The sequence below is a fragment of the Klebsiella sp. S69 genome (assembly GCF_016516145.1).
Taxonomy (GTDB): Bacteria; Pseudomonadota; Gammaproteobacteria; order Enterobacterales; family Enterobacteriaceae; genus Klebsiella; species Klebsiella oxytoca.
This window is the reverse complement of record NZ_JACVUU010000012.1, coordinates 37,581-50,582: the sequence shown is the minus strand read 5'-3', so window position 1 is coordinate 50,582 and position 13,002 is coordinate 37,581. Positions and strand designations below refer to the sequence as shown.

Below are 13,002 nucleotides of genomic sequence, written 5' to 3'. Positions count from 1 at the left end.
ATTGGGCAACATGGGCAAACTGAGACTGACAATGGCGCAGGCGCTGGTGAAGTTCCTGGATAACCAGTACCTGGAAGTCGATGGCGAAGAGCATAAGTTCGTTAAAGGCATCTTTGCTATCTTTGGCCACGGCAACGTGCTGGGAATGGGCCAGGCTCTTGAACAAGATAGCGGTGAAATGCGGGTCTATCAGGGGCGTAACGAGCAAGGGATGGCGCATGTCGCCACCGGTTTTGCCAGACAGTCCCTGCGTCGTCAGATTATTGCCTGCACCTCCTCCATTGGCCCCGGCGCGGCAAACATGATTACCGCTGCCGCCACCGCGACCGCCAACCGCATCCCTCTGCTGCTGCTGCCGGGAGATGTGTTTGCGACCCGCCAGCCTGACCCGGTGTTACAGCAAATTGAGCAGAGCCACGATCTCAGCATTACCACTAATGACGCGTTTCGCGCGGTGAGTAAATACTGGGATCGCATCACCCGTCCGGAACAGCTGATGAGCGCCTGCATCAACGCTATGCGCGTGTTAACCGACCCGGCGGAAACCGGTGCGGTCACGCTCTGTCTGCCGCAGGATGTCCAGGGCGAAGCCTGGGATTATCCGCAGTCCTTCTTTACCCGTCGGGTACACCGCCTTGACCGCCGTCCGGCCAGCGCCGCACAGCTGGCGGATGCGGTGGCGGCAATTAAAGCCAGCCGTAAGCCGCTGATCGTCTGCGGCGGCGGGGTGAAATACTCCGGCGCCGGCGAAGCGTTGACCCATTTTGCCGAACGCTACGGCGTACCGTTTGCCGAAACCCAGGCGGGTAAAGGCAGCGTTGTCTCTTCGCATCCGTATAACGTGGGCGGCGTCGGCGAAACCGGCTGCCTGGCAGCGAACCTGCTGGCGAAAGAGGCGGACTTAGTCATCGGTCTCGGCACGCGTTTCAGCGATTTCACCACCTCGTCAAAATGGATTTTCCAGCACCCGGGCGTGCGCTTCCTCAATATTAACGTCAGCAACTTCGATGCCTGGAAGCTGGATGGGATTCCGATGCTGGCGGATGCCCGCGAAGCCCTCACCGCCCTCGATGACGCCCTGTCCGGCGAATCCTGGCAAGCAGGCTGGGGCGAGCAGATTGAAAGCGTGCAGAGCCGCCAGCTGAAAGAGACCCAGCGCGTTTACCAGGCGGTATGGCAGGAAACCGCTTTCGTCCCGGAAATCGACGACCATCTGGATCGGGAATCGGTGTATCGCGAATTTCGCCAGATAACCGACTCCACCCTGACGCAAAGCAGCGTCCTTGGGGTACTCAACGAAACGCTGCCGGCGGATGCGGTGATTGTGGCGGCGGCAGGTAGCCTGCCGGGAGACCTGCAGCGCGTCTGGCGCAACCGGGCCACCAACACCTATCACGTTGAATACGGCTACTCCTGCATGGGGTATGAAGTCAGCGCCGCGCTGGGCGTGAAGTTAGCCCAACCGCAAAGCGAGGTCTATTCGCTGGTGGGCGACGGCTCATTCATGATGCTGCACTCCGAGCTGGTGACCTCCCTGCAGGAGCGCGCGAAGATCAACATCGTACTGCTCGACAACATGGCCAACGGCTGTATCAACAACCTGCAGATGGAACACGGTATGGACAGCTTCGGCACCGAGTTCCGCTTCCGCTGCGCCGAATCGGGCCAGCTGCAGGGCGGCCTGGTACCGGTAGATTTCGCCACCGTCGCTGCCGGCTACGGCTGCAAAACCTGGCGCGTCACGACGCTAGAAGAACTACGCCACGCGCTGGACGCCGCGCGCCGCGAAACCGTCAGCACCCTGATAGACATTAAAGTGCTGCCGAAAACCATGGTGCACAAATATGGCAGCTGGTGGAACGTCGGCGTCGCGCAGTCTGCGCTCTCCGAGCGGATCCGTAAGGTTGCGCAAATGATCAATGAAAAACGCGCTCAGGCGCGGGATTACTAAAACAGAACACAAACCCTGAACCCTACAAATCTCGGGAGAAAACCAACTATGTCACTCAAATTAGGTGTCATCGGTGCCGGCGCTATCGGTAAAGAACATATCCGTCGTTGCACTCAGGTACTGCAGGGAGCCACGGTAGTGGCGGTTTCGGATATCAACGAAGAGAACGCGCGCGCCGCGGTTGCGCTGCCGGGCGTGCATGCCGAAGTGTACGCCGACGGTCATGACGTGATTAAGGCCAGCGATGTGGATGCCATTCTGGTTACCTCATGGGACCCCACCCACGAAGAGTACACGCTGGCCGCCATCGCCGCCGGGAAGCCGGTGTTCTGCGAGAAGCCGCTGGCGATGAGCGCGGAAGGCTGCCGCCGCATCGTTGATGCGGAAATGAAAGCCGGTCGCCGCCTGGTGCAGGTCGGATTTATGCGTCCTTATGACGAAGGCTATCTGGCGCTGAAAAAAGTGATCGATGACGGCGATATCGGCGCGCCGCTGATGCTGCGCTGCGCGCACCGCAACCAGTCGGTAGGTGAGGATTACATCACCAACATGGCGATCACCAACACCCTGATTCACGAGCTGGATGTATTGCGCTGGCTGCTGAATGACGACTATGTTTCCGTGCAGGTGCGCTTTCCGCGCTCCACTTCCCACACCCATGCGCGCCTGAAAGACCCGCAGATCGTGTCGTTTGAAACGAAAAAAGGCACGCTGATCGACGTGGAAGTCTTTGTGAACTGTCAGTACGGCTATGACATCCAGTGTGAAGTGGTGGGGGAAACCGGTATTGCCCGCCTGCCTGAGCCGTCGGCTGTGCAGATGCGCAAAGCCGCTAACCTGTCGACCGCTATCCTGACCGACTGGAAGGATCGCTTTATCAAAGCGTATGACGTTGAGCTGCAGGCCTTTATCAATGATGTTCAGGCCGGCCAGCTGCACGGCCCATCGGCATGGGATGGCTACGCGGCATCCGTTGCAGCCGACGCCTGTATCAAAGCCCAGGGCACCAGCGAGCCGGTTGAGGTGACGCTGCCTGAGTGCCCTGATTTCTACAAACGCTAATCCCGCTTTGCTGACGGAACTTCTTTGCACAGGTAACGACGATGAAAATTGCTTTTGACGTTGATGTCATTAAAGACCTCGGGGTCACCCGAATGGTCCATCAGGTGGCGGAGTGGGGCTACAAGTACATTGAGCAATCGCCGCACCCGCAGATCAACCCGTTCTACAAGCACCCGCGCGCCAGCCGGGAAATTATGGCTGAGTACAAGCAGGCGCTGCGCGATACCGGCGTAGAGCTCTCTTCGTTTATCTGCGTCTACCGCTGGTCCGGTCCGGATGAGCTGCGCCGTCAGGCAGCAGTAAAAAACTGGAAACGGCTGATCGAAATCGCGGTTGAAATGGGTGTACAGGTGATCAACACCGAGTTCTCCGGCGATCCTAACCAGCCGGAGATTTGCGATGAGATGTTCTATCGCTCCATGGAAGAGCTGCTGCCGATTTTTGAGCGCGAAGGCATCCGCGTTGAAATTCAGGCGCATCCGTGGGACTTCTGCGAAGAGAACAACGAAACCGTCGATATCGTGAAGTCGTTCCGCAGCGATAACGTTAAGTACGTTTACAGCGTCCCGCACACCTTCTTCTATGACAAAGGCGTGGGTGACGTTGAGAAGATGCTGCGCTACGCGGGAAGCGATCTCTCCCATGTGCTGATCGCGGATACCCGCAACCATACAAAACACTGCCGCTATATCGTTAACCCACCGGGCGTAGATGCCGTCGTTCACCAGCACGTGGGCGTCGGGGAAGGGGATGTTGATTTCGACGCGCTGTTCCGCACCCTGCGCGATATGAAATTTGCCGAGCAGACCTTCAAGGTCGGCGGTGAGCCTATCGTGGCCACCTCGCTGTTCGGCTACCCGGAAAAAATGAAATACCAGGCAGTGGAAACCCGTGAACTCATCGAACGTGAATTGCTGCGCCGGTAGGCGCAGCGGCAGGAGCCCCCTACTATGAACAAAGATAACGTAAAACTGGCTATCGCCCCGATTGGCTGGACTAACGACGATATGCCGGAGCTGGGCAGCGAGAATACTTTTCAGCAAATCGTCAGCGAAATGGCGCTGGCGGGTTTTACCGGCAGCGAAGTCGGTAGCAAATATCCACGCGATCCGGCGGTTCTCAAGCCGATGCTGGATATCCGCGGCATTCAGATTTGCAACGCCTGGTTCAGCACCTTTTTTGCTAACGGCCAGCGGGAAAAAACTATTGATGAATTCGTTAACCACATGAATTTCCTGCATGCTATGGGCGCGAAAGTGATCGGCTGCTCGGAGCAGAGCGGCAGTATTCAGGGGCTGGAAAAGCCTATCCTGGAGAATGAGAAACCGTGCTTTAGCGAAGAAGAGTGGCAGCGGGTGGCGGAAGGCTATAACACCCTCGGTCGCCTGGCGGCGGAAAAGGGCATGCAGGTCTGTCTGCACCACCATATGGGTACCGGTATTCAGACGACGGCAGAGATCGACAAGTTTATGTCGCTGGTGGATGACAAGGTCTTCCTGCTCTACGACACCGGACACGCCTGGTATTCCGAAGGCGGCGAAGAGCCGATGCTGGCGATTCTGAAAAAATATCTGCCGCGCATTAACCATGTCCACCTGAAAGACGTACGTCCGCCGGTGATCGAGCAGGTGCGCCGCGAAGGGCTCTCCTTCCTGGATGGCGTGAAGAAGGGGACCTTCACCGTGCCGGGCGACGGCGTCATTGATTTCCGTCCGGTGTTTAAACTGCTGGACGAGCATGGCTATAAAGGCTGGATGGTGGTTGAGGCCGAGCAGGATCCGGCGCTGGCTAACCCATTCGAATACGCCGTAAAAGCGCGCAAATACATCCGCGAGACGGCAGGAATCTAATCGTTGTTTCATTTTCAGGCCATACGCCGTATGGCCTGCTTTTTTTGCCCCATCACTCAGCAGTAGCTCAAGACGTAGAACGAAAACAACACGTCGGTGAGGCCTCGGCCTCTGCATTCAGACTAGAGCAAATCTTCCCTCAAACAAGGCGGGTTACTGGAGTCTATTATGTCTAAGGAACAATATCTTACACTCAATAAAGCGTCGGGACCGAATAGCGATACCCCGACAACGCCCTTTGTAAAAGTTGTCGCCCTGATCGCGACGCTTGGCGGTTTACTTTTTGGCTATGATACCGGGGTGATTTCCGGTGCCTTACTCTTTATGGGCACCGAGCTTCATCTCACTCCCTTTACCACCGGCCTGGTCACCAGCTCGTTGCTGTTCGGTGCCGCCTTTGGCGCACTGCTATCTGGCAATCTGGCGAATGCGGCGGGCAGAAAGAAAATTATTCTGTGGCTGGCGGTGCTTTTTGCCATCGGCGCGATAGGTACCTCTATAGCGCCGGACGTTAACTGGATGATTTTCTTTCGTCTTATTCTCGGCGTCGCGGTCGGCGGGGCGGCGGCTACCGTTCCGGTCTATATTGCCGAGATAGCTCCCGCGAATAAGCGCGGACAGCTGGTTACTTTGCAGGAACTGATGATCGTATCCGGTCAACTGCTGGCCTATATTTCTAATGCCACGTTCCATGAAGTCTGGGGCGGGGAAAGCACCTGGCGCTGGATGCTGGCAGTGGCGACGCTACCCGCCGTGCTGCTCTGGTTTGGCATGATGTTTATGCCGGATTCACCGCGCTGGTACGCGATGAAAGGGCGCCTGGCGGAAGCCCGTCGCGTGCTTGAGCGCACCCGGCATAAAGATGATGTTGAGTGGGAGCTGCTGGAAATCACCGAAACGCTGGATGAACAGCGCAATCTCGGTAAGCCCCGGTTCAGCGAGATTATGACCCCGTGGTTGTTCAAGCTGTTTATGATCGGTATTGGTATAGCGGTTATTCAACAGCTTACCGGTGTAAATACCATTATGTACTATGCCCCCACGGTACTGACCTCGGTTGGTATGACTGATAATGCCGCACTGTTTGCCACTATCGCCAACGGCGTAGTCTCAGTATTGATGACATTCGTTGGCATCTGGATGCTTGGCAAAATTGGCCGTCGCCCGATGACCATGATTGGTCAGTTCGGCTGCACCGCCTGCCTGGTCTTTATCGGTGCGGTCAGCTATCTGTTACCGGAGACGGTTAACGGCCAGCCTGATGCGCTGCGTGCCTATATGGTTCTGGCAGGGATGTTACTGTTTCTGAGCTTTCAGCAGGGGGCGCTGTCGCCGGTGACCTGGCTGCTTATGTCGGAAATTTTCCCAACCCGTCTGCGCGGTATTTTTATGGGGGGGGCGGTATTTTCAATGTGGATTGCCAACTTCCTGATCTCCCTGTTCTTCCCGATACTGCTGGCGTGGTTAGGGCTTTCAGGCACCTTTTTTATCTTCGCCGGTATTGGCGTATTTGGCGCGATATTCGTCATTAAATGCGTACCGGAAACTCGCCACCGTAGTCTTGAACAAATCGAGCACTATCTGCGGGATAAGCTGGACACCAGTGAAGAAGGGCAGGCCGCCAGGGCCCGGCGAATAGTGGCTGAATCGCAGGCGAATAAAGTGTAACGCTGAGCGGTATCTGCGATGCTGGATAGGTACTCAGCGGTCTGTACGGCCCGGGCTAATGAGCCGTATCGAACGATCCCCTCCCCCTTGAAACAGGGGGAGGGGGTACACTGCTTCCGTACGGTATGACAGAAGATACCTCAACTATCGACGGGGATAGCGAGGGAAAGGGCTACTTCACTTCCGCCAGCGCGGTCTTATCGACGTAGGGCTTCATCAACGCATCGGCTTCCTTCTGCGCCGCCTGCACCGCGGCTTCCGGGGTAACATTGGCATCATTGACCACCGCGGCCAGCTGGTTTTCCATCGCCTTACGCACGGCAACGGTCTCCCAGGTGGAGTACCACGGATGGGCATACTTCAGCTGTTCGAGGGCGATAGCCGCGCGCGGATCCTGCTGCAGATACGCCTTCATTTCCGGCGTATCGTAGGCGGCCTTACGCGGGGAGAAGTAGCCGGTAAAGCGACTCCAGGCGCCGTTGACCTGCGGGCTCACCAGATACGTCAGGAACTGATACGCCGCTTTTTTCTGCGCGTCGTTGATGCCTTTGAAGCTAACCAGGCTGGCGCCGCCGATCGGTACCGCCCGCTGCTCTTTAGCCGGCAGCATCGCCACGCCCAGCTCAAAATCTTTGCTGTTCTCGCGCATAAAGCCCAGCGCGCCGGTGCTCAGCATCGCCATTCCGACTTTGCCGGAGAAGAAGCTGGCGCCGATCTGTTTCGAATTCAACACCCCGGAAGGCATCACTTTGTCTTTATAGACCAGGTTCTGCCAGAAGCGCAGGGCGCCGATGGTGGTTGGCGTGTTGTAATAGACTTCGCCCGGATAGTCCTCGTTAAAGTATTTCCCACCGTTGGCGCGCACCAGCGCCGAGAAGATCCAGCCGCCGTAATCATCGTTGGTCGACGGCAGCATGATCCCCCACTGGCCTTTGCTTTCGTCGGTCAGCTTTCTGGCATCCGCCAGCAGCTCAGCCCAGGTTTGCGGCGGCTGTTTGATCCCGGCCCGATCGAACATCGTTTTGTTGTAGTAGAGGATCGGCGTCGAGTTATGGAACGGGATCGCATAGGTGGTGCCCATCACCTGGGCGTTTTTATGCATTGCGGGCCAGAACGCCTTCACCAGAAAATCCCCCGCTTTTTGATCGCCATACTGGAACAGTTCGTCCATCGGCAGGATCTCATCTTTCAGCGCCAGATCGGTGGTGAAGTTGGCGGACATAATCACCAGCGCGGGCGGCTGCCCGGCTTTCTGCGCTGATTCGGCTTTGATCTTGGTAGTGTCGTAGTTGCCGGTAAAGATCCCGCGCACTTCGACATCCTGCTGCGACTCGTTGAATTGCTTAATGACGCGGGTCATCTCCATGGTCAGCTTGCCGTCCACCGGCGCCGGAAACATGAAGTCGATCTTCTCTTTCGCCAGCGCCGCGCCGCTCAGGGCAAGGCTGAGCCCAACCGCGAGAGCGGTGAGAGGTTTAAACATGGTCTGTCTCCATCAGTAAATTATGCTGTTTCTCAGCATGAAAAAGATGCACATCGGCAGGTGAAAAGCCGAGGATCAGCGAATCGCCTTTCTCCGGCACCGCGCCGCGATGGCGACGGCTAAAGCGTAAGGTGCCGATGGGGGTACTGACGTGGAGCAAATAATCGGCTCCCATCAGTTCTCGTTGCAGCACGGTGGCGGGCAAGCGCAGATGGTTCTCCTCCACGCGGTCGCTGATATGTTCCGGGCGAATGCCTAACCACACTCGGGATTCATCACGGTAGCGCGGCGGCAGCGGATAGCGCAGCTCACCCAGTAATACCTCACCATCAGCGCAGGGCAGTGAGAGCAGATTCATCGCCGGAGATCCGATAAACCCGGCGACAAACAGGTTGGCCGGGTTGGCGTACAGATACTCCGGTCGCCCGACCTGCTGTACGTGGCCGCCGTTCATCACCACGATGCGATCGGCCATCGACATCGCTTCCGTCTGGTCATGGGTGACGTAGACGGTGCTGGTTCTGAGCTGCTGGTGGAGATCCATAATGCTGTCGCGCACTTCGCTACGCAGGCGCGCGTCGAGGTTGGAGAGCGGCTCATCCATCAGGAACAGGCGCGGATTGCGCACAATCGCCCGCGCCATCGCCACCCGCTGCCGCTGGCCGCCGGAGAGCTTCGCCGGTTTGCGATCGAGCAGGGTATCCAGCTGCAGCATCTGCGCGACTTTATCCACCCGCGGCTGCCAGCTGGTCTTCTCCTCTTTGCGCACCTTCATGCCGAAGGTGATGTTGTCGCGCACCGACAGGTGCGGAAACAGCGCATAGTTCTGGAAGATCATCGCGAAGTTGCGCTCTCTGGGCGACATTTCGGTGATGTTCTCATCGTGCAGCCAGATCTCCCCCTCGCTGACCGGCTCCAGCCCGGCGAGCAGGCGCAGCAGGGTGCTTTTACCGCAGCCGGACGGGCCCACCAGCACCACGAATTCCCCTTCGCGAATATCCAGCGACAGGGCGCTGAGGGCCGGTTTACCGTCAAACTGTTTACTGATGTTTTGCAGACTAAGCATGGCGTTTAGCAATCTTCCGTTGGGCAGCTGATATTTTCGTCGTACATCCAGGGTCCGGCGTAGTGGGTCAGAGGGTGCTGATAGCTCACCCACTGCTCGTCGACCTGGCGATGCATCAGGCACGACGCCGGAGAGAGGTCGTAGTACGGTCGGGTATCTTCATAAAAGTAGGGTACCTGGTGGACGGTTCCCGGGATGGTGGAGATGATGGCCTGGCGATACTGGGTCATGGTCAGGCTGTGGTTATGGCCGCAGAAAATGCGCGTCAGCGGCGGGAAACGCTCAACCAGCGCCAGCAGACGATGGCCGTTTTCGCAGGCGATAGGATCCATCTGCGCATTGCCCAGCGGCAGCGGCGGATGATGCATAAATACCGTCGCCGGTTTATCGCCGCCATCAAACAGCTGGGCTTCCAGCCATTTGATGGTTTCCTCGGTCAGCCAGCCTTTCGACGTACCCGCCCGGCTGGAGTCGATAAACAGCAGGCGAGTGGCAAAATCGTCTACCGCGTAGTGCATGTTTTGCGCGTCGCGGCCGAGCTGCGGGCACAGCGGATGCAGGTACTCCAGAAACAGCGCTTTATCGTCGTGGTTGCCGGGAATGAGATACAGCGGATAGTTCAGGCTGCCGAGGATCTGGCGGGCGACCTCATACTCTTCCGGGCGGCCGCAGTTGACGATATCGCCGCTCACCACCACCGCGTCCGGACGCTCCTGCAGGGCGTTCAACTGGGAGACGACGTCGGCATTGGCGGCGTTGACGTCAATAAAGCCGTACAGCTTCTGGCTGCGGCTGCGGAAATGGGTATCGGAAATTTGCGCTAACAGCATGAAGAGCTCCTTATTTGATCCCGGAGAAGCCGAAGCTTCGCAGGAACTGTTTCTGGAAGAGGATAAACGCCAGCATCAGCGGCAGGCAGACCATCAGCGTGCCGGCGCCGATGATGCCCCACTGACCGCCGGATTCGGCGCCCATGGCGAACGAGACCAGCCCCACGGTCAGCACCTGTTTGTCCGGGTCGTTCAGCATCATCAGCGGCCACAGATACTCGTTCCAGTGGTAGGTAATGCTGACGGTGGCGAAGGCCAGCACCGACGGCCAGGACATCGGCAGCAGCACGCGGAACAGCACCTGCCACCAGCGACAGCCCTCCATCAGCGCCGCCTCTTCCAGCTCTTTGGGTATGGCCAGAAACGCCTGACGCATCAGGAACACGCCGAACGCCGAGGTGAAGTAGGGCATCATCACCCCGGTGAGGGTGTTGAGCAGGCCGAAGGTTTTCAGGGTCAGCATGTTCGGCACCATCATCACCACCGGCATGATCATCAGCTGGACGAGGAACATCAGGAACAGCGTCTTCTTGCCGCGAAACTCGTGGCAGGCGAAGACGTAGCCGGCGGTAGTGATGGTCAACAGCTGCACGAAGAAGGTGCCGAAGGTGAAGATAAGGGTGTTGGCGTAGAGGCTCAGCCAGTCGGCGCTGGCCCAGGCATCGCGGAAGTTATCCAGCGTCAGCGGCATACGGGGCAGCAGCGAGGCCATATCCTCGCCGAAGGTCGTGGCGCTGAACGAGGTCGCCAGCATCCATAAAAACGGGCTCATCCACAGCAGCGCCAGGCAGCACATTAATACCGTGAGCGTAAAGGGCTGCGAGCGGCGCAGGCGCAGCCAGAGCGGGCGCGATGCGCTGTGCGATCGCAGCGCCAGCGGCGAGATTTCAGCGCTCATAGTGCGCTCCTTTCTCCAGCAGTTTGAGGTTAATCAGCGAGAAGGCAAACAGCCCGGCCAGCGTCAGGAAGGTGGCGGCGGAAGCTTTACCTAAATCATGGGTGTCCCAGGCGAGGTTCTGGATGTAGTAGAGCAGCACTGTCGTGGCGTTATCCGGCCCGCCGCGGGTCATCACTGCCACGTGGTCGATCTGGGTGATGGAGTAGATCAGCGCCGTGGTTATCACGAAGCTCAGGGTCGGGCGCAGCAGCGGCAGCGTGACCTTAAAGAACACCTGCGTGCGGGTGGCGCCTTCCATGATCGCCGCTTCGCGCGTGGAGGACGGAATGCTTTGCAGCCCGGCGAGGAAAAACAGCATGTAATAACCGGCGAACTTCCACACGCCAATCAGCGCCAGCGCCAGCAGCGCGCTATTGCTGCGCCCCAGCCAGTTGTTGTTCATCGGGCCAAACAGCTTCGCCAGATAGTGGTCGAGCAGGCCAAGGCCGGGCATAAAGATAAACAGCCACAGCGCGGCGGCGCTGACCATCGGGATAATCATCGGGAAGAAGAAGGCGGTGCGCAGCCAGCGGTTGACGCGGTGATTCTCGGTCAGGGCGACCGCCAGCAGCAGGGCGAGGGTCACGCCCGGTACCACCGTCAGCAGGATATAAAGCAGGTTATTCACCAGCGACTGCCAGAAGACGTTGTCGGCGAACAGACGACTAAAGTTCTCCAGCCCGACATACTGGCCGCCGTCGCTGACCATGCGGGTATCGAACAGGCTGTCATAAATCGATCGCCCGAGGGGAAACCAGGTAAACAGTAATAAAAACAGCAGGGAAGGCGACAGTATCAGCCAGGGAAGCCAGGTTTTTCTCATGGTGGCGGACGTCTCATTCAGGCGTTTGTAGAAGCCCGGATTGTGAGAAGGATTGACTGCAAACGTATGGCGGGGAGATGACGGTTTAATGACCAGGGAAACAAGCGCCGGGCAGACGGGCCGCCCGGCATCACCCCGGTCAGTGGCGTTCAGGCCGCGCGGCTGCGGCCTGAAGCATGACGAGGAACGATCAGAAGTCGGCTTTCAGCACCACGCGGTAGCGGGCCTTGCCCTCGCGAACGTGCTTCAGCGCCTCGTTGATCTGCGACATCGGGAACAGCTCGGTGGTCGGCGCGACTTTGCTGCGTCCGGCGAATTTCATCAGCTTGCGCAGCTCGGACGGGTTGCCGGTGGCCGAGCCGGAGATGCTGCGGTCGCCGCCAATCAGGGTAAAAGCGGGGACCGGGAACGGCTTCATCACTGCCCCGACGGTGTGGAAGTTGCCGCCGTACGCCAGCGCTTCAAAGTACGGCTGCCAGTCGAGGTCGACGGCGACGGTGTTGATAATCAGGTCGAACTGGCCGGCCAGTGCCTTTAAGGCTTCGGGATCGCGGCTGTTCACCACGCGATCGGCGCCCATTGCCAGTACTTCCTGCTCTTTCGCCGGGTTAGAGCTAAAGGCGGTGACTTCCGCGCCCATCGCGTGCAGCAGCTTGATGGCGATATGGCCGAGGCCGCCAATGCCGATGACGCCGACGCGGCTGTTCGCCGTGACATGATGCATCAGCAGCGGTTTGAAGACCGTGATGCCGCCGCAGAGCATCGGCCCGGCGGATTCAAGATCGACGTTTTCCGGCAGCGGGATCACCCATTGCCAGTCGGCGCGCAGCTTATCGGCGAAGCCGCCGCGGTTGATGATGGTGGGCACCGAGCCTTCCAGACAGTTCACGTGGTTGCCGCTGATACAGGCGTCGCAGTGGCCGCAGCTGCGCGCCGTCCAGCCAATGCCGACCTTCTGGCCAACCTTCAGCCCCTTATCCTGCGCCGCGCTGCCCAGGGCCGCCACCCGGCCAATCACTTCGTGACCGGCCACCAGCGGATAGCTCGACATGCCCCATTCATTGTCGATCATCGACAGGTCGGAGTGGCAGATCCCGCAGTACTCCACCTGCACTTCGACATCTTCCGGCTTAAGGTCGCCGGCATCGTACTCCCACAGCGACAGATCGGCGCCCGCTTCTTTGGCGGCGTAACTTTTAATAGTGCTCATGACAGTTTCCTTGGGTTTGGCGTAGTTAAGAAGGAAGTGTAGAGCATGGGGCGAGGGGACGCTTGGCAGAAGGAGGGGGGAAGCTTACGCAAGCCGGCTTCTCCGCGAGAGAGAAGCCATCG

At 58.5% G+C, this 13,002-nt stretch carries 11 protein-coding genes; 5 read left to right on the top strand and 6 right to left on the bottom strand.

Translation table 11 applies throughout. The features are described from left to right. Window positions 1-10 precede the first annotated feature (10 nt). The 5 genes from iolD (at window position 11) to IAE27_RS13250 (ending at window position 6,531) form a co-directional block, all read left to right on the top strand. Window positions 11-1,951 carry a 3D-(3,5/4)-trihydroxycyclohexane-1,2-dione acylhydrolase (decyclizing) gene (gene iolD / locus IAE27_RS13270; protein ID WP_004117570.1) on the top strand — a complete coding sequence of 647 codons (1,941 nt, stop codon included), beginning with the start codon at window positions 11-13 and terminating at the stop codon, window positions 1,949-1,951. 48 nt (window positions 1,952-1,999) lie between these two features. Continuing rightward, on the top strand, window positions 2,000-3,013 hold the full coding sequence (locus IAE27_RS13265; RefSeq protein ID WP_004108840.1) for a Gfo/Idh/MocA family protein: 1,014 nt from the start codon (window positions 2,000-2,002) through the stop codon (window positions 3,011-3,013). 41 nt (window positions 3,014-3,054) lie between these two features. Further along, complete coding sequence (locus tag IAE27_RS13260; protein WP_004098146.1) at window positions 3,055-3,939, top strand: sugar phosphate isomerase/epimerase family protein; 885 nt, start codon at window positions 3,055-3,057, stop codon at window positions 3,937-3,939. Window positions 3,940-3,963: 24 nt separating this feature from the next. Further along, window positions 3,964-4,863, top strand: coding sequence for a myo-inosose-2 dehydratase (iolE, locus tag IAE27_RS13255; protein WP_004108838.1), 900 nt, complete (start codon window positions 3,964-3,966; stop codon window positions 4,861-4,863). A 168-nt stretch (window positions 4,864-5,031) separates the two neighbouring features. After that, entirely contained in the window at window positions 5,032-6,531 is a 1,500-nt protein-coding gene (locus IAE27_RS13250; protein ID WP_115240048.1) for a sugar porter family MFS transporter, read from the top strand. A 172-nt stretch (window positions 6,532-6,703) separates the two neighbouring features. Here the strand turns inward: IAE27_RS13250 and IAE27_RS13245 are convergent, their stop codons facing one another. The 6 genes from IAE27_RS13245 to ahr form a co-directional block, all read right to left on the bottom strand. Next, window positions 6,704-8,014 (bottom strand): ABC transporter substrate-binding protein, encoded by a 1,311-nt coding sequence (locus tag IAE27_RS13245; RefSeq protein WP_004108836.1) that lies wholly within the window; start codon window positions 8,012-8,014, stop codon window positions 6,704-6,706. Then, window positions 8,007-9,080, bottom strand: coding sequence for an ABC transporter ATP-binding protein (locus tag IAE27_RS13240; protein ID WP_154022576.1), 1,074 nt, complete (start codon window positions 9,078-9,080; stop codon window positions 8,007-8,009). Before IAE27_RS13240 ends, IAE27_RS13245 begins: the two co-directional genes overlap by 8 nt. Window positions 9,081-9,085: 5 nt before the next feature. Further along, window positions 9,086-9,910, bottom strand: a complete 825-nt coding sequence (locus IAE27_RS13235) for a phosphodiesterase (RefSeq protein ID WP_154022577.1) — start codon at window positions 9,908-9,910, stop codon at window positions 9,086-9,088. Between the two features lie 10 nt (window positions 9,911-9,920). Further along, entirely contained in the window at window positions 9,921-10,808 is an 888-nt protein-coding gene (locus tag IAE27_RS13230; RefSeq protein WP_004108826.1) for a carbohydrate ABC transporter permease, read from the bottom strand. Then, entirely contained in the window at window positions 10,798-11,670 is an 873-nt protein-coding gene (locus tag IAE27_RS13225; RefSeq protein WP_142475451.1) for a carbohydrate ABC transporter permease, read from the bottom strand. Before IAE27_RS13225 ends, IAE27_RS13230 begins: the two co-directional genes overlap by 11 nt. Before the next feature lie 190 nt (window positions 11,671-11,860). After that, window positions 11,861-12,880 carry an NADPH-dependent aldehyde reductase Ahr gene (gene ahr / locus IAE27_RS13220; protein ID WP_004108819.1) on the bottom strand — a complete coding sequence of 340 codons (1,020 nt, stop codon included), beginning with the start codon at window positions 12,878-12,880 and terminating at the stop codon, window positions 11,861-11,863. Window positions 12,881-13,002: the final 122 nt, after the last annotated feature.